Annotated in this window: 25 protein-coding genes; 11 read left to right on the forward strand and 14 right to left on the reverse strand. The window is 65.5% G+C overall.

Going from position 1 to position 23,246, the window contains the following annotated elements; all coding sequences use genetic code 11:
- Window positions 1-9: 9 nt before the first annotated feature.
- The 3 genes from LK540_RS04315 to LK540_RS04325 are packed head-to-tail and all read right to left on the reverse strand — an operon-like array spanning window position 10 to window position 2,275.
- Complete coding sequence (locus LK540_RS04315; protein ID WP_229435792.1) at window positions 10-726, reverse strand: amino acid ABC transporter permease; 717 nt, start codon at window positions 724-726, stop codon at window positions 10-12.
- 10 nt (window positions 727-736) lie between these two features.
- Entirely contained in the window at window positions 737-1,432 is a 696-nt protein-coding gene (locus LK540_RS04320; RefSeq protein ID WP_229435793.1) for an amino acid ABC transporter permease, read from the reverse strand.
- Between the two features lie 9 nt (window positions 1,433-1,441).
- The gene (locus tag LK540_RS04325; protein ID WP_229435794.1) at window positions 1,442-2,275 is read right to left on the reverse strand and encodes an ABC transporter substrate-binding protein; all 834 of its coding nucleotides are present in this window, start codon (window positions 2,273-2,275) and stop codon (window positions 1,442-1,444) included.
- Window positions 2,276-2,510: 235 nt separating this feature from the next.
- On the opposite strand from LK540_RS04325, the gene LK540_RS04330 reads away from it, so the two are divergent.
- Complete coding sequence (locus LK540_RS04330; RefSeq protein WP_229435795.1) at window positions 2,511-2,900, forward strand: cupin domain-containing protein; 390 nt, start codon at window positions 2,511-2,513, stop codon at window positions 2,898-2,900.
- A gap of 305 nt (window positions 2,901-3,205) precedes the next feature.
- On the opposite strand, the gene LK540_RS04335 is transcribed toward LK540_RS04330, so the two are convergent.
- The 4 genes from LK540_RS04335 to LK540_RS04350 all read right to left on the reverse strand — a co-directional run bounded on the left by LK540_RS04335 (window position 3,206) and on the right by LK540_RS04350 (window position 5,844).
- Window positions 3,206-4,483 (reverse strand): RNA polymerase sigma factor, encoded by a 1,278-nt coding sequence (locus tag LK540_RS04335; RefSeq protein ID WP_229435796.1) that lies wholly within the window; start codon window positions 4,481-4,483, stop codon window positions 3,206-3,208.
- Window positions 4,483-4,893, reverse strand: a complete 411-nt coding sequence (locus LK540_RS04340) for a VOC family protein (protein WP_229435797.1) — start codon at window positions 4,891-4,893, stop codon at window positions 4,483-4,485. The genes LK540_RS04335 and LK540_RS04340 overlap by 1 nt, the downstream gene beginning before the upstream one ends.
- A gap of 45 nt (window positions 4,894-4,938) precedes the next feature.
- Complete coding sequence (locus tag LK540_RS04345; RefSeq protein WP_229435798.1) at window positions 4,939-5,361, reverse strand: YciI family protein; 423 nt, start codon at window positions 5,359-5,361, stop codon at window positions 4,939-4,941.
- 126 nt (window positions 5,362-5,487) lie between these two features.
- A complete protein-coding gene (locus tag LK540_RS04350; protein ID WP_229435799.1) occupies window positions 5,488-5,844 on the reverse strand; it encodes a YciI family protein in 357 nt (118 codons plus the stop codon).
- A 214-nt stretch (window positions 5,845-6,058) separates the two neighbouring features.
- Between LK540_RS04350 and LK540_RS04355 the strand changes: the two genes are divergently transcribed.
- The 3 genes from LK540_RS04355 to LK540_RS04365 all read left to right on the forward strand — a co-directional run bounded on the left by LK540_RS04355 (window position 6,059) and on the right by LK540_RS04365 (window position 7,808).
- The gene (locus tag LK540_RS04355; protein ID WP_229435800.1) at window positions 6,059-6,514 is read left to right on the forward strand and encodes a hypothetical protein; all 456 of its coding nucleotides are present in this window, start codon (window positions 6,059-6,061) and stop codon (window positions 6,512-6,514) included.
- 130 nt (window positions 6,515-6,644) lie between these two features.
- A complete protein-coding gene (locus LK540_RS04360; protein WP_229435801.1) occupies window positions 6,645-7,196 on the forward strand; it encodes a M23 family metallopeptidase in 552 nt (183 codons plus the stop codon).
- Between the two features lie 69 nt (window positions 7,197-7,265).
- Window positions 7,266-7,808 (forward strand): ankyrin repeat domain-containing protein, encoded by a 543-nt coding sequence (locus LK540_RS04365; RefSeq protein ID WP_229435802.1) that lies wholly within the window; start codon window positions 7,266-7,268, stop codon window positions 7,806-7,808.
- 98 nt (window positions 7,809-7,906) lie between these two features.
- Here the strand turns inward: LK540_RS04365 and LK540_RS04370 are convergent, their stop codons facing one another.
- Window positions 7,907-9,073, reverse strand: a complete 1,167-nt coding sequence (locus LK540_RS04370; protein ID WP_229435803.1) for a 4-hydroxybenzoate 3-monooxygenase — start codon at window positions 9,071-9,073, stop codon at window positions 7,907-7,909.
- Window positions 9,074-9,198: 125 nt separating this feature from the next.
- On the opposite strand from LK540_RS04370, the gene LK540_RS04375 reads away from it, so the two are divergent.
- Window positions 9,199-10,131, forward strand: a complete 933-nt coding sequence (locus tag LK540_RS04375) for a helix-turn-helix domain-containing protein (protein ID WP_229435804.1) — start codon at window positions 9,199-9,201, stop codon at window positions 10,129-10,131.
- Window positions 10,132-10,182: 51 nt separating this feature from the next.
- Here the strand turns inward: LK540_RS04375 and LK540_RS04380 are convergent, their stop codons facing one another.
- The 3 genes from LK540_RS04380 to LK540_RS04390 all read right to left on the reverse strand — a co-directional run bounded on the left by LK540_RS04380 (window position 10,183) and on the right by LK540_RS04390 (window position 14,491).
- Entirely contained in the window at window positions 10,183-12,603 is a 2,421-nt protein-coding gene (locus LK540_RS04380; protein WP_229435805.1) for a TonB-dependent siderophore receptor, read from the reverse strand.
- A gap of 304 nt (window positions 12,604-12,907) precedes the next feature.
- Window positions 12,908-13,561 carry a hypothetical protein gene (locus LK540_RS04385; RefSeq protein ID WP_229435806.1) on the reverse strand — a complete coding sequence of 218 codons (654 nt, stop codon included), beginning with the start codon at window positions 13,559-13,561 and terminating at the stop codon, window positions 12,908-12,910.
- Between the two features lie 156 nt (window positions 13,562-13,717).
- Entirely contained in the window at window positions 13,718-14,491 is a 774-nt protein-coding gene (locus LK540_RS04390) for an IclR family transcriptional regulator C-terminal domain-containing protein (RefSeq protein ID WP_229435807.1), read from the reverse strand.
- Between the two features lie 141 nt (window positions 14,492-14,632).
- On the opposite strand from LK540_RS04390, the gene pcaH reads away from it, so the two are divergent.
- The 5 genes from pcaH to LK540_RS04415 are packed head-to-tail and all read left to right on the forward strand — an operon-like array spanning window position 14,633 to window position 19,002.
- A complete protein-coding gene (pcaH, locus tag LK540_RS04395) occupies window positions 14,633-15,325 on the forward strand; it encodes a protocatechuate 3,4-dioxygenase subunit beta (protein ID WP_229435808.1) in 693 nt (230 codons plus the stop codon).
- Between the two features lie 10 nt (window positions 15,326-15,335).
- Window positions 15,336-15,869 (forward strand): protocatechuate 3,4-dioxygenase, encoded by a 534-nt coding sequence (locus LK540_RS04400; protein ID WP_229435809.1) that lies wholly within the window; start codon window positions 15,336-15,338, stop codon window positions 15,867-15,869.
- 27 nt (window positions 15,870-15,896) lie between these two features.
- Entirely contained in the window at window positions 15,897-17,291 is a 1,395-nt protein-coding gene (gene pcaB, locus LK540_RS04405; RefSeq protein ID WP_229435810.1) for a 3-carboxy-cis,cis-muconate cycloisomerase, read from the forward strand.
- Between the two features lie 10 nt (window positions 17,292-17,301).
- Window positions 17,302-18,564, forward strand: a complete 1,263-nt coding sequence (gene pcaD, locus LK540_RS04410; protein WP_229435811.1) for a 3-oxoadipate enol-lactonase — start codon at window positions 17,302-17,304, stop codon at window positions 18,562-18,564.
- A 60-nt stretch (window positions 18,565-18,624) separates the two neighbouring features.
- Complete coding sequence (locus LK540_RS04415) at window positions 18,625-19,002, forward strand: cupin (protein WP_229435812.1); 378 nt, start codon at window positions 18,625-18,627, stop codon at window positions 19,000-19,002.
- 260 nt (window positions 19,003-19,262) lie between these two features.
- On the opposite strand, the gene LK540_RS04420 is transcribed toward LK540_RS04415, so the two are convergent.
- Window positions 19,263-20,219, reverse strand: a complete 957-nt coding sequence (locus tag LK540_RS04420; RefSeq protein WP_229435813.1) for a PDR/VanB family oxidoreductase — start codon at window positions 20,217-20,219, stop codon at window positions 19,263-19,265.
- The gene (locus LK540_RS04425; RefSeq protein ID WP_229435814.1) at window positions 20,216-21,265 is read right to left on the reverse strand and encodes an aromatic ring-hydroxylating dioxygenase subunit alpha; all 1,050 of its coding nucleotides are present in this window, start codon (window positions 21,263-21,265) and stop codon (window positions 20,216-20,218) included. The genes LK540_RS04420 and LK540_RS04425 overlap by 4 nt, the downstream gene beginning before the upstream one ends.
- Before the next feature lie 129 nt (window positions 21,266-21,394).
- Between LK540_RS04425 and LK540_RS04430 the strand changes: the two genes are divergently transcribed.
- Window positions 21,395-21,877 (forward strand): MarR family winged helix-turn-helix transcriptional regulator, encoded by a 483-nt coding sequence (locus LK540_RS04430; protein WP_229435925.1) that lies wholly within the window; start codon window positions 21,395-21,397, stop codon window positions 21,875-21,877.
- 185 nt (window positions 21,878-22,062) lie between these two features.
- On the opposite strand, the gene LK540_RS04435 is transcribed toward LK540_RS04430, so the two are convergent.
- Window positions 22,063-23,190, reverse strand: a complete 1,128-nt coding sequence (locus LK540_RS04435; RefSeq protein ID WP_229435926.1) for an ABC transporter substrate-binding protein — start codon at window positions 23,188-23,190, stop codon at window positions 22,063-22,065.
- Between the last annotated feature and the right edge of the window lie 56 nt (window positions 23,191-23,246).

The following is a 23,246-nucleotide window of genomic DNA, read 5'->3' on the forward strand; positions in this document are numbered from 1 at the left end:
TTCGAATCCTTACAGCGAAATGGGCGCCACCGGCGTGCCTTGTTGGCTCGACCGGCGCCCGAGCCGGCGTTCCAGCATGAAGGCCAGCCGTGACAACCCGAAGCACAGCACGAAATAGGTCAGCGCCAGGATAATGTAGACCTCGACCGCCTTGGTAAACACCAGGGTATTAACCTGGGTGGCGATGAACGACACCTCGGACAGGCCGATGATGTAGCCGAGCGACGTCGCCTTGATGGTCGATACCAGCTGGTTCACCAGCGAAGGCAGCACGTTCTTCAGCGCCTGCGGCAGCACCACCAGGCGCAGCGCCCCGAAGTAGCCCAGGCCGAGCGAGCGCGCGCTTTCCATCTGCCCTTTCGGCAGCGCGCGGATGCCGGCGGCCACGATCTCGGCCAGGTAGACGGCGTCGAACAGCACCAGCGTCATCAGCATGGTGGTAGCCTGGCCGGTCTTCACGCCGGTCACGGCCGGCAGGAAGAAGTAGGCCCAGAACACGACCAGCAGCAATGGCACGGCGCGCACCACCTGCACCAGCGCGGTGGCGGGCCAGCGCACGGCGCGGAAGGGACTCACGCGGGCGATGCCCAGCAGCAAACCGAGCGGCATCGCCAGCAGCAGCGCCGCGCCGGACAGCAAGATCGTCAGCGACAGGCCGCCCAGCGGCCCATTCGGGTACTGGCCGACGAGGAAGTACAGCCAGTATTCCTGGATCAGTTCGATCATGCCGTCTCCCTTACACCGTGCGCACCGGGAAGCGGCGCCCGTACAGCTGCGCGGCCAGGGAAATCAGCAGCGAAACCGTCAGGTAAGCCAGCGTCGCAAACGTAAACGCCTCCACGCTGCGAAAGCTTGCGGTTTCCACGCGCGCGGCCTGGTACATCATTTCGGCGGCGCCGATCACGGTGGCCACGCTGGTGTCCTTCCACAGGTTCACGGTCTGCGACAGCAGCGGCGGCACGGAAATGCGGATCGCCTGCGGCATCAGCACCAGGCGCACGGCGGCGAAGCGCCCCAGGCCCAGCGAACGCGCGGCTTCGAGCTGGGCGGCTGGCACGGCGCGGATGCCGCTGCGGATGTCCTCGGCCATGTGCACGCCGGCGTACAGGCTGAGGGCGATCACGGCGCAAATCGCTTCCGGATTGCTGTCGTAGAGCGCCATCTTCACCGGCTCGGGCAGCAGCTCGGGAAAGGCGAAGTACCAGAACAGCAGGTGCGCCAGCAGCGGCACGTTGCGGATGCTCTCGACGATGACGGCGCCGATCGATTGCAGCACGCGGTTCGGCGAAGTGCGCATCAGCGCCACGAGCGCGCCAAACGGCAAGGCCAGCACAAAGCTGGCCGCCGTCAATTGCAGGGAAAGGATGAGACCCTGCACCAGCCAGTCATGGTACTGGCCGGATTGCAGTATGGATGGATCGAAAAAGCTCAAAGCGACAACTTAGATCTTGTCGGTGCTGATGGTGAAGTTGCGCTTGGCGATGTTCGGGCGGGTGCCCGGGCCGTACCACTTGTTGAACAATTGATTGGCCGCGCCGCTGGTTTCCAGCTCGCGCAGGGTGGCGTCGACCACGCCCTTCAGGTTCTTCTCGCCCTTGCGCAGGCCGAGCGCGATCGACTCGACGCCGATGCTGGTCGGCAGGATGGTGAAGTTCTTGGCTGCCGGGCCCAGCTTGCCGTAGTCGGCCAGCAGCGAGGATTCGTCGTTCACGTAGGCGATGCCCTTGCCCTGCTGCAGCGCCTGGAAGGCTTGCTGGGTGTTCTCGAAGGTGACGATGTTCGCGGTCGGGACGGCGGCGCGGATGTTCGTTTCCTGGGTGCCGCCGCGGACGGTAACGACCTTCTTGCCGGCCAGTTGCGGCAGCGCCTTGATGCCGCTGGCGCTGCGCACCATGACTTTCGAGCCGGTGACGAAGTGGGTCAGCGCGAAGTCGACCTGGGATTCGCGTTCCTTGTTGTGGGTGAGCGTGGCGGCCAGCACGTCGACGTGGCCCTGCTGCAGCTCCGGAATGCGGGCGGCCACCGACAATTGCTTGAACACCGGCTTGACGCCGATCTTTTTCGCCACGGCCTTGGCCAGGTCGATCTCGTAGCCGACCAGTTCGCGGGTTTTCGGGTCGATGAAGCTGTTCGGTTCGTCGGTGCCGAGCACGCCGAAGACGATCTCGCCCTTTTTCTTGATGTCGGCCAGCTGGTCGGCGTGTGCGGTGGCAGCGAACGACAGCTGCGCGGCAAGCGCGGCTGCGACGGCGATGAAAGTGCGGCGATTGCCCATGAATTCTCCAACGGCGAAATAACGAGCCGTGCAGTATAGGGCATGTTCACTTCTGCAAGAACGATAAATTTCCCATATAAACATCCGTAGTTGCTATAAGCGGAGCCGCAGTCCAGGTCCCATCGTTTCATCGATGGCAAGGAAAGGGCCGCTGCCAGCAAGCCCGGATTCGCTGCTATACAATCAATATTGAGCAGCGCTCAACACGGCGCAGCCAGTTTATTTTGGAGAAATCATGTCGGGCTTTAGCATTAACATCGAACAAAAAACGCTCGCGGGCAACAACTTCCGCGAAGTCCTGTACACCACCGAGCGCAGCCAGCTGGTCATCATGACCCTGCAGCCGGGTGAAGAGATTGGCCTGGAACACCACACCGGCCACGACCAGTTCATCCGCGTGGAAGCGGGCGAAGGCGTGGCGATCCTGGACGGCGAACAGCACAAGCTGGAAGACGGCGTCGCGGTCGTGATCCCGGCCGGCACCGAGCACAATGTGATCAATACCTCGCAAACCGAGCCGATGCGCTTGTACACGCTGTACACCCCACCGGAGCATCCGGATGGCATCGTGCACGCGACCAAGGCGGAAGCGGACGAGTACGAGAAAACGCATCACGCGGAGTAAGCTGGTATTGCCGTGGCGGCATGCCATCGTCTCGGTGGTGGGTTCGAGAACCCACCCTACGATCAGCACCACGGTTCTGTTTTTCCGCAGTTGTAGGGTGGACTCCCGAGTCCACGCTGTACGGCGGACGCATGTCGATATGCGGCAGGAGCCCCGGATTGTGTGCGCAATGGGTTATTGAAATAGCTTGTGGTTCGCATACGTACGACAGCGTGGACTCGGGAGTCCACCCTACGAACTTCGGCGCCCGTAGGCGATTTTGGAGTGGTGGGTTCGAGAACCCACCCTACGGCCCCGCGCCACGCTTAGTCGTTTGCGCGGGCACGCTCTTCCAATAAGGCGCGTTCGCGCGCATTTGCAGTGAGCGCCGCGGCGCGGGTGAACTCGGCGCGCGCTTCTTCCCTCCTCCCCAGCTTTTCCAGCAGGTCGCCGCGCACGCTCGGCAGCCACTGGTAATCCCTGAGCAGTGTTTCGCCCGCCAGCACGTCGACCAGCGCCAGGCCGGCCGCCGGCCCCTCGGCCATGCCCACCGCCACGGCCCGGTTCAGTTCGACCACCGGCGAGGGCATGGCGTGCGCCAGGTCGCCGTACAGCGCCGCGATCCGCGCCCAGTCGGTGTCCTGCGCCGTGCGCGCCCGCGCATGGCAGGCGGCAATCGCGGCCTGCAGCGCGTAGGGGCCGAGCTGGCCGCCGAGTTGTTCGGCGCGCGCCAGCGCCGCCAGCCCGCGCCGGATCAGCAGGCCGTCCCAGCGCGCGCGGTCCTGCTCCAGCAGCAGCACCGGCCGCCCGGCCGCATCCACCCGCGCTTTGGCGCGCGAGGCCTGCAATTCCATCAGCGCGATCAGGCCATGCGCCTCCGGCTCCAGCGGCGCCAGCCCGGCCAGCATGCGGCCCAGGCGCAGCGCTTCGTCCAGCAGCGCCGGGCGCATCCAGTCGTCGCCGGCCGTGGCCGTGTAGCCCTCGTTGAAAACCAGGTAGACCACCTCGAGCACCGAGCCCAGGCGCTCGACCAGCTCCGCGCGCGGCGGCAGTTCGAACGGCACGCCGGCCTGGCCGAGGCTGCGCTTGGCGCGCACGATGCGCTGCGCGACCGTCGGCTCCGGCACCAGGAAGGCGCGCGCGATCTCGTGCGTAGCCAGGCCGCCGACCAGCTTCAGGGTCAGGGCGAGGCGCGCCTCCTGCGGCAGGATCGGATGGCAGGCGATGAATATCAGGCGCAGCAGGTCGTCGCCGACGCCGCTGCGCGCCTCGTCCAGGCTGTCGACAAAGTCCGGCACGGTGGCGGCCTCCTGCGCTTCCAGGTCGAGCCCGATCTGCTGGAGCTTTTCCCGGAGCAGCTTGTCGCGGCGCAGGCGGTCGAGCGCGGCGTTCTTTGCCGTGCGCATCAGCCAGGCGCCTGGGTTGTCGGGCAAGCCGGCGCCCGGCCAGGTTTCCAGCGCGGCCACCAGGGCGTCGCCGGCCAGTTCCTCGGCCAGGCCGATGTCGCGCACCAGGCGCGCCACGCCGGCCACGATCTTCGCGGACTCGATGCGCCAGACCGCGGCGATGGCCTTGTCCGTGGCCGCCCTGGTGGTGGCGTGCATCAGGAGTGCGGCGGCACGGCGTTCGGGTCCATGTACATCAGCTCCCAACCGTGGCCGTCGAGATCCTCGAAGGCGTGGTAGTACATGAAGCCATGGTCCTGGCTGGCATTCGGCGCCCGCCCGCCGCCGGCAAGCGCTTTCGCCACCAGGCTGTCGACCTGCTCGCGGCTGTCGCACGACAGGCAGGTCAGCACCTCGGTGCTGGTCCTGGCGTCCGCCACCGGCTTCGTGGTAAAGGTCTGGAAGTAGCTTTCCTGCAGCAGCATGGCGTAGATGTTCTCGCCGATGATCATGCAGAGCGCGCGCTCGTCGCTGAACTGCGGATTGAAGGCGAAGCCGAGGCTGCCGAAGAATTCACGGGTCTTGCCGATGTCTTTGACCGGCAGGTTCACGAAGATCTGCTTGTGCATGGGATATCCCTGTTCTATGTGGTCGAGGATGGTGTCGCGCGGCGCTCAGTGCTGGACCGGGCCGCCGGCTTCCAGCTCGCGGAAGCGCTCGATGGCCGGCGTTTCCGGAAAATCGTCGAGCTCGATGATCTGGCGCACTTCGATTTCCGCGTCCAGGCCCTCGCCGCGCGGGTTCGGAAAGCGGCGCGCCCATTCCAGGGCTTCCTCGCGCGAGCGCACTCCAATCATGGTGAAGCCGGCGATCATTTCCTTCGACTCCGTAAACGGACCGTCGATCACGGTGCGTTCGCCGCCGCGGTAGCGGATGCGCATGCCGTGGCTGCTCGGATGCAGGCCGCTGGCGTCGAGCAGGACGCCGGCACGGGCCAGCTCGCCGTGGTAGTCGGCCATTGCATTGAGCAAGTCTTCGCCGGGCATGCAGCCGGCTTCGGACTCGGGCGTGGCCTTGACGATGATCATGTAGCGCATGTTCGTTCTCCTGTGCTTGAAGACACCGGTCCGGGTCGGGCGACCCGTGAAAACCGGCTTTCGACAACACGACGAACGGGCGCGCCGGAAATCGACACGCCCTGCAAAAATTATTTAGCGCACTGGTCAACGCTCGTAGCAAGGCGCCAAGCCGCGCACCTCCACAGTGGCCCACTCGGCCGCAGGGCAACGTGCGGCGAGCGCCAGCGCTTCTTCGCGCGTAGCCACGTTCACATGGAAAAAGCCGCCGATCATCTCCTTGGCCTCGGCAAACGGACCATCGACCACCCGCGCCTTGCCGCTGTCGACACGCACCCGCGCCGCCTGGCCCAGCGGCGCCAGCGATTGCGCGTCGAGCAGCACGCCTTCCTCGCGCAGGGCATCGCCGAAGCGCAGCATGCGCTCATACAGGGCGCGGCCCTCGGCTTCGCTGCGGGTGGCGCGCTGGCTGACGGGTTCGTGGATCAACAGCATGTAAGACATGGAGGCGGCCCCTGTGAATCGACATGGATGGGAGCACGTATTCTACGGGCGGATGGCCGAGTAAAGCACGCTGCGCTGCGGTATCCAGCCTTTTTGCTCGGACTAGGCTGAGGCGCCGTCCGACCATTCCTACAGACTTGTCGCCCTCTCTCCTATTGCCCCACACTGGCGACGCGCTACCATGGGTCATCGACATTCAAAGCGGGAGGCCAGAATGGGTGAAAACAAGGGTAAAGGTACGAAAGGCCGCAACTACGACGAACTGAGCGGCGTCGGCACCAGCAGTGCCGGCATCACCGGGACGACCGGCAACCTGAACAACGGTGTGCGCGACGGCGGTATCGGCAAGCCATCGGCACGCGACAGCGGCAACCGGGCGGGCAACATGCAATCGGCCGACCTGGACGACGATGTCACCCCGGCACTCGGCACGGGCAGCCGCTCGGGCGGTGCAGCCGGCAACCAGCAAAGCGGTCAGCCGCAGGGCCAGCAGTCGAACCTGCAGCAGTCCGGTTCGCAATCCGGTTCGCAACAGTCGGGCCTGCAGCAATCCGGTTCCCAGCAGTCGGGGTCCCAGCAGTTTCAATCCGGGCAATCCGGGTCGCAACAGTCCAGCACGCTGCAATCGAAGCGCAGCCTGGACCAGGACGTGTTAGGCAAGGAGAATTGAACTCCGGCGGCATCCTCCGCCGCCATGACTCCGACCGGCGCAGGCGCAGCGGCACACACCGCTCGCCTGCGCATTCTTGCGTCCGGCGCCGTCCCGCGCGCCGGGCAGCGCCTACCCTACTCCTTATCCCATGCGAATACTGCTGCGCAGCCTGGTCCTGATTGCCCTGTTTGTCGGCGCCTACGCGCTGTTCGGCCCGTATATCAAGAACGCGCTGTATGCGATGCGCCTGGCATCGCAACCGGTGCCGACAGCCCTGCCGGTGCCGGTGCGCGGCGTCGAAGCGCGCGCCCTGCGCGACACCTGGGGCGGCGCGCGCAGCGGCGGGCGCCGGCACGAAGGCATCGACATCTTTGCCAAGCGCGGCACGGCCGTGGTGTCGGCCACCGAAGGGGTGGTACTGCGCGTGAGCACCAATTCGCTCGGCGGCCAGGTGGTGTGGGTGCTCGGTCCCGGCGGCCAGCGCCACTACTATGCGCACCTCGACCGCTATGCCGACATCGAGAACGGCCAGCGCGTGCGTCCAGGCACCATCCTCGGCTATGTCGGCACCACCGGCAACGCGGCCGGAACGCCGCCGCACCTGCACTATGGTATCTACGAAAGCGGCGGCGCCATCAATCCCTATCCGCTGCTGCGGGCGAAAGCCGCGCCGGCGCGCACCACGACGCCCGCGCGCTAGGGTCCCGCGGCGACGCCCTTCGCCCGCCTGTGATGTAATGCAGTCCTGACTACCGAACAGGAGAACCCGATGCAAGCCCAGGAACCGACCCGCCCCGCCAACCCCAGCGAGCTCGACGAAGACACCCTCGCCTTCGTGCGCCGCGTGTTCCAGCACGCGCGCACCGGGGAAGCCGGCGAGCTGGCCACGCTGCTGGGCCAGGGCCTGCCGCCTAACCTGCGCAACGAACGCGGCGACAGCCTCTTGATGCTGGCCTGCTACCACGGCCACCTGGACGCCGCGCGCGTGCTGCTGGAACACGGCGCCGACCCGGAACTGCTGAACGACGCCAGCCAGACCCCGCTGGCCGGCGCCGCCTTCAAGGGCGACCTGGCCGTGACCACGCTACTGCTCGACAGCGGCGCCGGGGTCGACGCCGCCGGCCCGAACGGCAAGACCGCGCTGATGATCGCCGCCATGTTCAACCGCGTCGACATCGCCCGCCTGCTGCTGGCGCGCGGCGCCGATCCCTTCGCCGTCGACGCCGCCGGCATTTCGGCGCTGGACGCCGCCGCGAAGATGGGCGCCCACGACACGGTCGCCCTCCTGACCTCGATCACCGAAGAACGTTGATGTAGGGTGGACCGGGCCGCGCAAGACGGCTACGCCGTCCACGCGTTCAACGGACACCGAACATTCGCGCTGCGATTTCTTCTTCCGGATCACTCGCCCTAAAACGCCCCCACATAATTCTCCGCCAACGCCGTACTCATCGCCCGCGACGCCACCACATTCTCCAGCTCCGCCCTCTGCACCTGGCGTTCGAACGGCGACGCATCCGCGAACGTGTGCAGCATCCTCGTCATCCACCACGAGAAATACTCCGCGCGCCAGATGCGCTTGAGCGCCGTCTCCGAATACCCATCCAGCCCCGCCTCGCTGCCCTTCTTGTAGAAGTCGTCCAGCGCCTGCGCCAGGATCTTCACGTCCGAAATCGCGAGGTTCATCCCCTTGGCCCCGGTCGGCGGCACGATGTGCGCCGCATCCCCCGCCAGGAACAGCCTCCCCGAACGCATCGGCGCACACACGAAGCTGCGCATGCCGATGATCCCCTTCTGGAAAATCCGCCCTTCGTTCAGTTTCCAGCCGTCGTCGTTCTCCAGCCGGCCGTGCAGCTCGGCCCAGATACGGTCGTCCGACCAGTTGTCGACGTGGTCCTTCGGGTCGCACTGGAAGTACAGGCGCTGCACGGTGGGCGAGCGCGTCGACACCAGCGCAAAGCCGCGTTCGTGCTGCGCGTAGATCAGTTCATTCGATGACGGCGCCGATTCCACCAGGATGCCGAACCAGCCGAACGGATAGGTCCGTTGAAAGTCCTGGCGCAGCGAAGATGGAATCGCCGGGCGCGACACGCCATGAAAGCCGTCGCAGCCGATCACGAAATCGGCCTCGATGCGTTGCGCCTCGCCCGCATGCACGAAGCTCACCGACGGACGCACGCCATCGGTGCCGTCCAGCGCCACCTCGCTCGTCTCGAACAGGATCTGCCCGCCGGCAGCCAGGCGCGCCGCCACCAGGTCGATGATGACCTCGTGCTGCGGATAGACGGTGATCGCCTTGCCTGTCAGTTCGGTCAGGTCGATGCGGTGGCGGCGCCCGCCGAAGGCGAATTCGACGCCATGATGCAGCGCCCCTTCCGCACGCATGCGCGCGCCGACGCCGGCGTCGTTGAGGATGTCCATGCTGCCCTGTTCCAGCACGCCGGCGCGGATCGTGGCTTCGATCTCAAGACGGCTGCGCGACTCGAGCACCACCGACTCGATGCCGTTCAGGTGCAGCAGATGGGATAGCAAAAGGCCGGCCGGACCAGCGCCGATGATGGCGACCTGGGTACGCATGGTGATGTCTCCGTTTGTGTTTTGTATAAGGAGATCGTAGCGCGCAAGGCCACCGATATGAATGGATGAAACGCGATAAAACTTGTACTATTTTTGCATTCGCCAGCGGACACTCCAGACCAGCCATGCATTCGACGACCTCGCACCTTCCCGCCCGGATCCCGCAATTCGCCTTGTACGGCGAGCTCAAGCGGGGCACGGACGCCGAAGGCGTGCATATCGAGCTGATCGAAACGCGCAGCCGCAAATACGACTGGCATATCGACACCCACACCCATGCCGGCCTGTTCCAGGTACTTTTTTTACTGGGGGGACAAGTCCGCGCGAACATCGACGGCGACCTGTGGGAATGCGACGGGCCGGTGGCGCTGACCATCCACCCCTCGCTGCCGCACGGCTTCGATTTCTCCGCCGAGGCCCACGGCTACGTGCTGACCATCGACCAGGACATGCTGTTCGCGGCGGACGGCCACGAAGGCGACCTGTTCACGCCGCTGTTCGTGCAGCCGCTGGCTGTCCGGCTCGATGCCGTACCCGAGACCTGCGCCCGCATCGAAGCCCTGCTGCAGAACCTGATCTTCGAGGCCGCCTGGCCGCGCCAGGGCCATACGCTGATGCTGGAATGGCTGGCGCGCAGCGCGCTGTTGATGCTGGTGCGAGTACAGGCCGAACGGAGGATTGCCGACACCTCCGGCCGCGGCGATTTCGAGCTGTTCAGCCGCTTCCGGGTCGAAGTCGAGCGGCACTACAGGGAGCAATGGCAGGTCAGGCGTTATGCCGACCTGCTGCGGGTGGCGCCGACGCGCCTGAACCGGCTGTGCCTGAAGCTGTCGGGGAAGTCGGCCTTCGAGATCACGCAAGACCGGTTGATGCTCGAAGCCTGCCGCAAGCTGACCTACGTACCGGCGGGGATCGCCAGCATCGCCTACGAACTCGGGTTCCAGGACCCGGCCTACTTCAGCCGCCTGTTCAAGAAGCTGATCGGCGTAACACCCAAGGCGTTCCGCCAGCAGACCGCCGGCGGCGCGGCCAGGACGATCGAAGACGTCCCGGCCTGATCGCACACACCGGAATGCCGCCTGCGCCGCGGGAGCGCAGGCGGCTTTTCATCACCAGGTATAGCCCGCCTTCAGGTAGTAGTAGCGGCCATTGAAGCCGTTCGGCGCCCACACGCTGTACGGCTGGGTGCCGTTCACGTTCAGGTTGGCCAGCGAGGTCACCTGCGCCGGATAGCGGTTAGTGGCGTTGTCGATGCCGGCGGTCAGGCGCCACCCGCTGCCGACACGCACGCTGGCGGCCAGGTCGAGCACCCATTGCGGATCGTAGTCCTGGTCCAGCGCCGGGTCGTTCTGCGGCACGGTGAACTCACCGTAACGGGTGACGGTGGCGCGCCCGTTCCAGATGCCGCGGGTGTAGTCGCCGGCCAGGCTGAACTTGTCCTTCGGCGAGCCGACGGTCAGGCGGTTCACGGTCTGGCGGTCAACCAGGCGCAGGTTCTGCGCCGCCAGCACGGCCGGCGAGTCGGCCACGCGTTTTACTTCGTTGTCGTTGTGGTTGTAGGCGAGCGTCAGGTCGGCGCGGCCGTACTGCTGGAGGTTCAGGCGATAGGTGCTGACCAGGTCCACGCCCTTCGTGCGGGTGTCCACGGCATTCGTGAAGTAGCGCGCGGCGCCGACGTAGATGCCCTGGCTGGCCAGGGTATTGGCGAGCGCCGGCGCATTGGCCAGCTGCAGGTTCGACGAGAACACGATGCGGTCGTCGATGTCGATGCGGTAGAGATCGAGGGTCGTGGTCCAGTTGCGGGTTGGCTGCCACTGCGCGCCGATGCTCAGGTTGCGCGCCTTTTCCGCCTTCAGCGGCTGCGCGCCGAGGGCGGCGGCGGCGGCGCTGGCGACCGGGAAGGTGCCGGTTTCGACCAGCGCGCTGGTGCCGTTCACCAGCAGCGAATTGGTGGTCGTGATCGTGTAGAACGACTGGGCCAGCGAGGGCGCGCGGAAGCCGCTCGACGCGGTGCCGCGCAGCGCGAATTCCGGCGTGAATGCGTAGCGCGCCGAGGCCTTGGCCGAGGTGGTGTTGCCGAAGTCGCTGTAGCGCTCATGGCGCACCGCCAGCGCACCCGACAGGTCCTGCGTGATCTCGCCTTCCAGGTTCAGGTAGAGCGACTTGTTGTTGCGCGTGTTCTTGCCGGCGTTCTCGGGACGGAAGCCGGAGTAACCCTGGGCGCCGCCGCCGAAATACGAATTCGCTTCGCCCGCGCCGATCTTGTACGACTCGAAACGCGCCTCGGCGCCGAGGGCCACCGTCAGCGGGCCGCTCATGAAGGAGACCGGAATGTCGCGCGCGACATCGAGGTTGGCCAGCTTCTGGGTCGAGATCAGCTCGCCCGCATAAAAGCTGGTCGGGCTGGCGGCGCCCAGGCTGTAGTTGACGGTGTTGTCGACGTCGAGCGTGAAGCGGTTGCGGCCGAAGTTGACGCTCGCATCCCAGCGCCAGCCGGCCAGGTCGCCGCGCAGGCCGGTGACCAGCGATGAGTCTTCCGATTTGCTGTCCAGCAGCGGGCTGAAGCCTTCGGGATACAACGGGGTGCGCAGCGTGGTCTGCGTGTTGTCGGTAAAGGCGGTGCGGAAGGTCGCTGCCGACGAGGTCTTGCGCTCGCCGTAGTTGGCGAAGCCGTACCAGTCCATGTTCTCGTTGATGCGGATCTGGCTATTCAGGAACAGCGTGCGCGGTTTGCTGTCCGGGTCGCCGTAGCGCTGGGTCACGGTGCCTTGGCGCGGGCCGGCCGACGGACGCGGGTCGGCGAAGGCACGGTTGGTGTAGTCGCGGTCGGCCGCTTCCACCGCCACGCGCACCCAGCCATCCTCGCCGATCTTGAAGCCAGCCGAGCCGCGCACGGTCACCTGTTCGCCGTCGCCCTTGTCGTATTGGCCGTAGACCAGCTCGGCCTCGCCGCCATCGGCGCCCTTTTTCAGGATGATGTTGACCACGCCCGCGATCGCGTCCGAGCCGTATTGGGCGGCGGCGCCGTCGCGCAGCACCTCGATGTGGTCGATGGCGGCCAGCGGGATCGCATTCAGGTCGACCGGGGCCGAACCACGGCCGAGGGTGCCGTTGACGTTCACCACGCTCGACGCATGGCGGCGCTTGCCGTTCACCAGCACCAGGGTCTGGTCGGGCGACAGGCCGCGCAGCTGTGCCGGACGCACCGCGTCGCTGGCGTCGGCGCCGGTCGGGCGCGGGAAGTTCATCGACGGCAGCAGGCGGCCCAGCACGGTGGCCAGCTCGCTCGATCCGGTGCTCAGCAGCTCCTTGCTGCCGATGACGTCGACCGGGGACTCGGTTTCCAGGGTGCGGCGGTTCAGGGAGCGGGTGCCGGTGACGACGACGGTTTGCAGCTGGGCGTTGTCTTGTTGCGCGTCCTGGGGGACTGGGGCGGTCTGGGCGAAGGCCGCTGGTGGGACCAGGGCGGCGATCAGGCCGAGTACGAGGACGGCGCGGGCCGGGTTGGCGTGTGGGTGTCTGCAGCTCATGAATTCTCTCTGTTTTCTTGGATGTGAGGCGACAGCTCCATGGCTGCCGACGGTGACCAAGCTTAACAGGGAGGCCATTGTGACACCAATAACGATTCGTCCTATGCTTATGCAACAATTTGAGCGATATGCAGCCTTCGGCGCACGGATACCGTGCGAGCCGACTGGCTTACTGCCTGTCGTTCAACGAGGACAGGCATCGGGCATTAACGAACATTTGTTCGCGAAAAAGAGACAACTGTTGTCACTAAGTCAATTAAAGATTGATCGCAGATGACAAAGCCAGAAGGTACGGCATGTGAGCCTAGCGGGTATTGCCGCGCAGTTCGTACCATTCTTGAATGGTCGTCGACGCCATCTTTTCAGGCGTGTTGCCATCCCCTCTTTGTAGCACCCACCCCCGAATGTCCGTTTCGAGTGGAATCGCATTGATCGCTGTCGCTGCCCATTTTCCAACGACGCGTTTTTCGGGTTGCCGCACCCCGTTCGCATAGAAATCGAGCGTATAGCGCAATGAATCGCGTTCGCCCTCGACTGTCCCGGTAACCCTGTCGGCGCCCCTGCCCCACCCATCGTCCTTGCCGGGTGTTAGCTGGAACGCCGATGCCAGGAACGCATCGCATGGCGTGGCAAACTTCTTCTGGAGGATATGAACCGGTGCACTGGCCGCGAGGTCGGCAAACATGAAGTCCTTGGGTCCGTGAACTGCGCCACGGTAAAACTGTTCGCCTTTTTCCAGTTCGATCAAGGATTTCTCTGCACCAGCGCTGTCGATGTCGATGCGAACGGCATTCGTGTAACGCTGGATGCGCATACTGGTTTTGCTCTCTTCGGAATACATCGACACAAACGTCGCCGACGCCCAGCTTATGCCATTTCCGCACAAAACTGGTACGCCTGCATGCGCAGGAACGCTGACACACCAAACGGAAGCCATCAATGCGAGCGGGAGCATCATGCCTCACATGCTGTAGCGGGGTAAATCTTGCCTGCCAGGCTCGTTGGAGATTAAGGGCATGCGCGGCATCCTCTCGTTGACGCTAAATAGACGAATGATCCGCTTATATTAACAATAAAATAATTCCGAGAAACAGAAAATGACGGGAGCCCGCATTCATAGTAAAGCCCCCAATTCCACCTGGATCTTGATCATCGCCGGCAAACAGTGCTCGACCATCTGCTCCACCGGCAACCTGCCGGCGTGCACGCTGACATTCATCGCCGCCACCACCTCGCCGCGGAAATTGCGCAACGGGACAGCCACCGTGCGCAAGCCCAGCTCCAGCTCCTGGTCGACCAGCGCATAGCCCTGCGCCCGCGCCCGCGCGATTTCCAGCGCCAGGCGCTCCTTGTTGACGATGGTATGCCGGGTGATCTGCTCGGGCTCGGCGCGGCCCAGGAAGCGATCGATCTGCTCCTGCGACAGGCTGGCCAGCAGCATGCGCCCGTTCGCGGTGCAGTAGGCCGGCACCCGCGTGCCCGGCTGCAGCGTGGCCGACACCAGCTGCCCGGCGCTGACCGCCGCCACGCACACCAGCTGGTCGTGGTCGAGCACCCCTACCGAGGCGGCCTCGCCGAGCGAGTAGGCCAGCCGGTACAGCAGCGGCTGGGCAATGCGCGGCAGGCGCGCCGAGTGCAGGTAGGACTGGCCCAGCCGCAGCACTGCCGGCGTCAGCGAAAACAGCTTGTTTTCGTGGCGCATGTAGCCGAGGTGGGTCAGCGTGATCAGGTAGCGCCGGGCCGCGGCGCGGGTCAGGCCGGTGGCTTCGGCGACTTCGGCAATGGTCAGGCGCGAGCGCTCCTGGTCGAAGGCTTCGATGACTTTCAGGCCCTTTTCCAGGCCGGTGACGAGGTCGCGTTCGAGAGGTGCTTCGCTGTCTGGCGCCATTGTGAGCAGAAAATCCACGGTTTGTGCGAGTATCGCACACTTCGTGCGCTCTGCGATCATCGCCGTTACGCCACCGCTTGTGAGTAAATGCGTGATTGCCTACCATTTTTGGCACCAAGACCAAAGCGAAGGAGACACGCCGTGAAATTCGATACCGTCGAACCGGGCACCTGGCCGGAACTCATCTATCCCCCGTATAAATCCACCGTCAAGCGCGGCCCCCTGCAGCCGAGCCTGCGCATCGAGGCGCCCGTGCCGGTATCGCAGAACATCGCCGCCACCCCGCGCATCCTGCTGCCGCACGACGCCGACCTGACTGCGCACGGCGAATCCGAGCCGCTGGGCGAAAAGATCGTCGTCACCGGCCGCGTGCTCGACGAGGACGGCAAGCCGGTGCGCAACTCGCTGGTCGAAGTCTGGCAATGCAACTCGGCCGGCCGCTACTGGCACAGCCGCGACCAGCACGCCGCGCCGCTCGACCCGAATTTCTATGGCCTCGGCAAGATGCTGACCGACGACGACGGTCGCTACCGCTTCGTCACCATCAAGCCCGGCCCCTACCCCTGGGGCAACCACGACAAAGCCTGGCGCCCGGCCCACATCCACTTTTCCCTGTTCGGCAACGTGTACGCCCAGCGCCTGGTGACGCAGATGTACTTCCCGAGCGACCCGCTGTTCGACTACGACCCGATCTTCCAGAGCATTCCCGACGAAGCGGCGCGCCAGCGCCTGGTTTCGCGCTTCAGCCTGGAGCAAACCGTGGGCGCCGAGATGCTCGGCTACGAATTCGACATCGTCCTGCGCGGACGCAACGCCACGCCGATGGGCCTGTAAGGAGACGACCATGGAAAACATCACTGCAAAGATCACGACGTCGCAAACCATCGGCCCGTTCTCGCACGAAGCCTGGAAGTGGGCCACCGACGCCGCGCAGCCCGGCACCCTGAAGATCGACGGCCCCAGCATCCTGGTCAGCGGCGTCATCTACGACGGCGACGGCAACCCGATCAACGATGCCCAGATCGAAGCCTGGATGCCGGATGGCGCCGCCATTGAAGCCGAGCAGGCGATTCCCGGTTTCCGCCGCGTGCCGAGCGGCGCCGACGGCGAGTTCAGCATGCGCGTGTCGCTGCCGCAGCCGGCCACGCGCGGCGAGCCGGTCATGTACGTGACCGTATTCGCGCGCGGCCTGGTCAAGCACCAGTTCACTGCCGTCTTTTTGGAAGACGACACCGGCCTGGCCCAGTCGACCATCCTGAACCAGGTGCCGGAAGAGCGCCGCGCCACCCTGCTGGCGCGGAAAACCGGCGACGAGCAGTATCATTGGGACATCTGGATGCAGACCGAGAAGGAAACCGTCTTCTTCGACTATGCATAAGCCTACGCATCAACCACGGGAGCCTGCATGAGTGTGTCGATCTTCGACAGTTTCCTGACCACGCCCGACATGATCGCCGCCTTCGACGACGCGGCGGTCGTGCAGGCGATGTTCCGTTTCGAGGCCGCCCTGGCGCGGGCCCAGGCCGAGGAAGGCCTGATTCCAAAGGCCGCCGCCAGCGCGATTGCGGGCGTGTGCAATGCCCAGCTCTACGACATCCCGGCCCTGATCGTCGCCGGCCGCCGCGCCGGCAGCCTGGCCATTCCGCTGGTGAAGGAACTGACCAGGACCGTCGGCCTCTACGATGAAGCGGCGGCGCGCCACGTACACTGGGGCAGCACCAGCCAGGACGTGATCGACACGGCGATGGTGCTGGTCACGCGCGAAGCCCTGCAACTGCTCGACGACGGCCTGCACGACCTGTGCGGCCACCTGCTGCGCCTGGCCGACGCGCACCTGGCCACGCCTGTACTGGCGCGCACGCTGATGCAGCCGGCCCAGGTGACCAGTCTCGGCTTCAAGGCCGCCGGCTGGCTGGCGCCGCTGGTGCGCGCACGGGCGAGATTGCGCGAGGCGGCGTCGCGCGCGCTGCAGCTGCAGCTGGGCGGCGCGGTCGGCACCCTGTCGGTGATGGGCGAGGCCGGGCATGCCGTGGCCGAACGCATGGCGCGCGAACTGGGCCTGAAGGTGGCCGACGCCGCCTGGCATACCCAGCGCGACGAATGGGTGCGGCTCGGCATGGAAGTCGCCGTACTCACCGGCAGCCTGGGCAAGCTGGCCACCGACCTGAGTCTGATGGCGCAGGGAGAAATCGGCGAGCTGGCCGAGCCCTCCGGCGGCGGGCGCGGCGGCTCCTCGGCCATGCCGCACAAGCGCAATCCGGTGTCGGCCATGATCACGATTGCCGCGGCGCGGCGCACTCCCCAGCACGCGGCGGCCCTGCTGGCCTGCATGAACGGAGAACACGAGCGCGGGCTCGGCAACTGGCAGGCGGAACTGGCCGAGTGGCCGCAACTGTTCCTGTCGGCGCACGGCGCCCTGCGCGCGCTGCACGAAGCCTTTGCCGGCCTGAAGGTCGACAGCGAGCGCATGCTGGCGAATATCCACGCCCTGCACGGACTGGTGTTTGCGGAAGCGGCATCGAGCTACCTGGCTTCGGCCGTCGGCCGCCCGAAAGCGCACGCGCTGCTGGAAGACCTGAGCGGCCGCGCCGCCGGCGGCAAGCACGGCCTCGACGAACTGCTGAAGGAGGCGGTACAGGCCGATCCGGCCCTGGCCTCGCATGTGGACCTCGACAAGCTGGCCAGCATCTTCGACCCCGCCACCGCCGCCCTGCCCGCACGCCGCCTGGCCGAGCGCCAGCTGGACGGACTGCGCGCCGACATGGCCGCCTTCGGCCACCACCACCCTTTTCACGAGTGATTGACAAAACATGAGTTTCGACCCGATTGACCACGACTTCGAACGCGGCCTGCAAAACCGCCGCAATGTGCTCGGCGACGCCTGGGTGGACCGTTCGCTGGACAAGGCCACCGGCTTCAATGCCGACTTCCAAAATTTCATCACCCGCTTCGCCTGGAACGAGATCTGGGGCCGGCCCGGCCTGGACCACAAGACGCGCCGCGCGATCGTCCTGTCGATCACGGTCGCGCTCGGGCGCTGGGAAGAATTCGAGTTGCACGTGCGCGCCGCGCTGCTGGGCGACGAGGGCAGCCGCCTCACGCCCGACGAGATCATGGAAATCCTGATGCAGTCGGCCATCTACGCCGGCGTACCGGCGGCGAATACCGCCTTTACGCATACGCTGGCGATCCTGCGCGAGGTGGGCGAACAGATTGGGTACGTGCTGGAGCCTGCCGCCCCGGCCGATGCAAGCCACAGCGGCATCGGCCGCGAAGGCCGCACCGCCAGCAGCCCGGTACTCCACTACAGCGTGCGCGAACCGCGCAATGGCAAGGCGCCGCGCCACACGGTGGTGCTCAGCCACGCGCTGGGCTGCGACCTGACCATGTGGGATACGCTGGCCAACACCCTGGCGCTTGAACACCGCGTGATCGCCTACGACCACCGCGGGCATGGCAGTTCCGATGCGCCCGACGCCCTGTACTCGATGGCCGAACTGGCCGACGACGCCGCGCGCCTGCTGCGCGAACTCGATACCGGGCCGGTGGTGTGGGTCGGTTTGTCGATGGGCGGCATGGTCGGCCAGGAGCTGGCGCTGCGCCACCCTGCCCTGGTGCGCGCGCTGGTGCTGGCGAATACCACGAGCGGCTACCCGGAAGCCGCGCAGGCGGTCTGGGAGCAGCGCATCGCCACCGTGCGCGAACAGGGAATCGAGGCGATCGCCGATGCGGTGATGGGGCGCTACTTCCACGATGGCTTCCGTGCGCAGAAGCCGGGCACCGTGGCGCGCTTCCGCCGCCGTGTGGTGAGCACCGATGCGGTCGGCTATGTGGGCTGCTGCAATGCGGTGGGCAAGGTGGATACGGCTTCGCGCCTGGGCTCGATCGCCGTGCCGACGCTGGTGATTGCCGGTGAACTGGACCAGGGCACGCCGGTGGCGATGGCGCAGGCGCTGGCCGATGGCATTCCCGAAGCGCGCCTGGTGGTGCTGCAGGAGGCGTCGCACCTGAGCGCGATCGAGCAGCCGCAGGCGTTCCAGGAGGCGGTGGTCGGCTTCGTTACCTGGATCTGATCCGGGCGGCCGGTGTGATGCTAGGATGACGGGACTTCCTTCGCATCCATCGGAGCGGTCATGGTCCTGCATCCCCAGCACACCTACGTTCATCTTGCCGAAGACGGCGCTGCGCGCACGTTTTCCGCCGCCGAGTTCTGGCAGCTTCCCGAGGGCGAAGCTGAACAAAGCGGCCGGGGATGGCTGATCAGCGAGTACGAGTTCACCGAGGATTGGCCGACCTGGGAGATGCATCCGGAAGGTGACGAATTCGTTTACTTATTATCGGGCGCGGTGGAGTTGTTGCTGGAACGTGAAGGCACGATCGAGCGCATTGCCGTGGATGGCACCGGCGCCGTGGTCGTACCACGCGGCGTCTGGCACACCGCCAAGGTCCGCACCCCAAGCCGCATGCTGCACGTTACGCGTGGCGCCGGCACCCAAACCCGTCCCGTGTAGGGTGGACACCCGTGTCCACGCTGTACTGCACCTGCAAATCGAAACACCGCCCGGTAGGCATCGAGATGCCAGCACGGTTTCTTAGGGTGGGCTCCCGAGCCCACGCGGTGCGGCATCCGCAAGTCGAATCACCACCCGGTAGGGTCGGGACGCAGGCACAGAGATAGGTTTGCGGGCGAAACCTCCCTGTCACAGGTGTAAGCAAACGCACGTAGCCGCGTGGGCACGGAGTGCCCACCGTACGGGGAAGGTTCCCGATTTTATAAGCCCAGCACCAGCATTGGCGTCTTCGCCCTTGAACAGCACGGCGTAAACTGATCGTTCGCCGCCTGCTCCTCTTCGGTCAGGTACATGTCGCGGTGATCCGGCACACCCTCGATCACGCGCGTCAGGCAGGTCCCGCACACCCCCTCCTCGCAGGAATACGGAATCACCACACCCTGCTCTTCCAGGATCTTGATCACCGTCTTCCCGGCCGGGATGGTAAACGTCTGCCCGCTCGAGGCCAGCTTGACCTCGAACGACCCATCCCCGCTGGTATCCACCGCCGCCGCACTGAAATATTCCACGTGCAGCTGCGCCGCTGGCCAGCCCTGCGCATTGGCCGTGTTCATCACATACTCGATAAAGCCCTGCGGACCGCACACGTAGACGTGCGTGCCCTCTTCCGGCTTCGCCAGCAGCGTCGCCAGGTCGAGCTTCTGCCCCGCGTCGCCGCTATCGTAATGAAACTGCACCTGCGCCGCGAAGCCGCAGGTCGCCAGGCGCTCCTTGAACGCCGCCTTCTCCGGCGAACGGGCGCAATAATGCATCTCGAAAGCGGCTCCCTTGGCTGCCAGCGATTCAGCCATCGCCAGGATCGGCGTCACCCCGATCCCGCCCGCCAGCAGCACGGTGCGCTGCGCCTCAAGCAGCGGAAAATGGTTCTTCGGCGCGCTGATCTGCAGGACCGATCCGAGGTCCACATGATCGTGCATGGCCTGCGAACCGCCGCGCGAGTCGGCGTCGCGCAGCACGCCGATCTGGTAGCGGTGGGTCTCGCCCGGTGCATTGCAGAGCGAATACTGGCGGATCAGGTTCCCGGCCAGGTGCACGTCAATGTGGGCGCCGGCCTCGAAAGGCGGCAAGGCCTGGCCATCGGTGCGCACCAGTTCGTAGCTGCAGATGCCATCAGCCTCGCAGACACGGTTCGCCACCTTCACTTCGATGGTGCTCATGCCGCCACCTCGTGCTGTTGCGGCTGCTCGCGCGCCAGCCATGCGTCGATGACGCGGCGCGACTGCACGCCGCCGGCGTCGATGTTCAGCATCAGGAGCTTACGGTCCGGGTGGCGCAGGATGTTCTGCTGCTGCAGCTCCAGCATCTCGCGGTCTTCGCTGAAGATCTTGCCCTGGCCGGTGCGGATGGTGTCGGTCAGCGCCGCGTCGTCCGGCTTGAAGTGGCGCGCCATGCCCCAGAAGTACCAGTGCGAGGTTTCGGTTTCGGGCGTGATGAAGTCGACCACGATACTCGACGCCTTGCATTCGGCCGGCGCATGGTAGCCGCCCTTGCCCGCGTGCGCCACGCCGACCTCGATCATCACGTGGCTCGGCGCGTTGAAGCGGCAGATCTGCCAGCGGTCGACCGGTACATCGTCGGCCAGGCCGTTGCCGCGCAGCGCCGCCTGCCAGAACGGCGGCGGCATGATGTTCTCCATGAAGCGGCTGGTCACCACCTGCTCGCCTTCGAGCTTGGTGGTCACGGGCGCCTCGTCGATTTCCTTCTGGCCGATGGACGAGGCATGCACGTAGGTTTCGTGGGTCAGGTCCATCAGGTTATCGACCATCAGGCGATAGTCGCAGTTGATGTGGTACAGGCCGCCGCCGTAGGCCCACTCCGGGTTATCGGCCCACTCCAGGTGGTGGATGGTGGCCGGATCGGCCACCGCCTTGTCGCCCGGCCAGACCCAGATGAAGCCGTAGCGCTCTTCGACGGCGTAGCTGCGGATGCAAGGGAAGCCGCGCACGCGCTGGCCGGGCATGCTGACCGCCTTGCCTTCGCAGCCCATCTCCAGGCCGTGGTAGCCGCAGACCAGGTTACCGTCGCGGACGAAACCGAGCGACAGCGGCGCGCCGCGGTGCGGGCAGAAGTCTTCGACGGCGGCGACCTTGCCGCCTTGCCCGCGGTAGAACACGATTTTCTCGCCGCAGATCTGGCGGCCGAGGGGCTTGCCTTCTATTTCGTCGGGGGTGCAGGCTACGTACCAGGCGTTTTTCGGGAACATGCTCGTCTCCTTGATGGTTTAATCTTCAGTGCACTGAATGTAGAAAAAAGTATCACGCGTTTGCGGGACAAAGTAAACTAGGTTTTCAGACTTTTTGATGGTGCAGCGCACCAGATTTAGATGGGAAATATGCCGACAGAAAAAGCACACGAAAACCAGGGCAGGATGCTGGATTTGTACGAACATCCGGGGCACTTGCTGCGGCGGGCGCAGCAGATTTCGGTGTCCCTCTTTTACGACGAAATGGGCGATGAATTGACGCCGGTGCAGTATGCGATGTTGAGCCGGCTGGCGGAGCATCCGGGGATCGACCAGGTGTCGCTGGCGGGGCTGGCGGCGATCGATACCTCGACCGGGGCGACGGTGTGTGCGCGGCTGGAGGAAAAGGGGCTGCTGGAGCGGAAGGTGTTGCCGCATAATCGGAGGCAGCGGGCGTTGACCATTACGGCTGAGGGGACGCGGCTGTTGCAGGGGCTGGTGCCGGGGGCGCAGAAGTTGCGGGATCGGTTGCTGGCGCCGTTGAGTGAGGCCGAGCAAGCGCTGTTCATGGAGTTGCTGGGTAAGTTAGTGCGCGAAAATAACGGGCAGAGCCGGGCGCCTTTGACGTTGTAGGGTGGGCACCTGTGCCCACGCGGTCTCATCGAATGCGCATCGGCCCCGCAAATCAACACCGTATGCTTGCGCTAATGGGGCTGTTGCCTGTGCCGTTATTGGTGTGTTGAATCCGCGTGGGCACAGAGTGCCCACCCTACGGGAGACGTCCCGGACTGGCGATTGCGAAAACCGCGCTATTTGTCTTAATCCACGCCTGGGTCCTTGAACTTCTCGACCTTGTCGAACTCGACGTTGTAGATCCCGCCATCGACCTGCTCGGCCTTGCGGATATACACGGTCTGCACGATATCGCGCGTCGCGGGGTCGATGCTCACCGGCCCGCGCACGCTATTCCACGACAGGCCCTTCATCGCTTCGACCAGCTTCGGCCCCGTGCTGTCGCCGTTCGTTTTCTTCAGCGCCGCATACAGCATCTGCATGCCGTCGTACGCGCCAACGGCGTGGAAGTTCGGCCGCATGTCCTTGTTCGCCTTGGTGAAGGCGGCGACGAAGGCCTTGTTCTCGGGCGATGGGTGGGCTGCCGAATAATGGTGGCTGCTGACCACGCCCAGCGCAGCCTGGCCGATGCTCGGCATCAGGTCGTCATCCAGCACGTCGCCGGTGGCGATCAAGCGAATGCCGGCGGCAGCCAGGCCTCGGTCGGTGAACTGCTTCAGGACGGCGGCGCCCTCCCCCGACGGCACGAACACGAACACGGCGTCCGGCTTGGCATCCTTCACGCGCGCCAGGAATGGCGCGTAGTCGGGATTGCGCAGCGGTGCGCGCAGCGAGGCGACGATCTTGCCGCCGGCCGCGGTGAAGTCCTTCACGAAGACCTTTTCGGCGTCGATGCCGGGGCCGTAGTCGGAGACGAAAGTGACCACCGACTTGATCTTGTTCTTTGCCGCCCATTGCGCCATCGGCGCGGTCACTTGCGCCAGGGTGAAGCCGCTGCGCACGATATAGGGCGAGCGCTGCGGGATCACCGAGGTGGCGGCGTTCATGACGATCATCGGCACCTTGGCTTGCGTGGCGACCGGGGCGGCGGCAAAGGCCAGCGGCGTTAGCCCGAAGCCGGCCAGCACCTGCACCTTGTCGCGCGCGACCAGTTCCTGGGCCAGGCGCTTGGTGACGTCGGGCGAGACGCCGCCGTCGTCCTTCAGGATGATCTGCACCTGGCGGCCGGCGACCGTGTTGCCATTCTGCTGGAGGAAGAGCTTCACGGCTGCGTCGACCTGGCGGCCGGTGGAGGCGAAGGGGCCGGACATAGGGACGATCAGGCCGACTTTCAGGGGTTCGGCGGCGTGGGCAGTGAAGCCTGCTGTGAGCATGGCGGCGCCGAGCAGGATGTGGCGGCGGGTGGTGTTTGCTTTGTTTGACACGTTGT

It is taken from the genome of Massilia sp. IC2-278, from assembly GCF_020708045.1.
GTDB lineage: Bacteria > Pseudomonadota > Gammaproteobacteria > Burkholderiales > Burkholderiaceae_D > Telluria.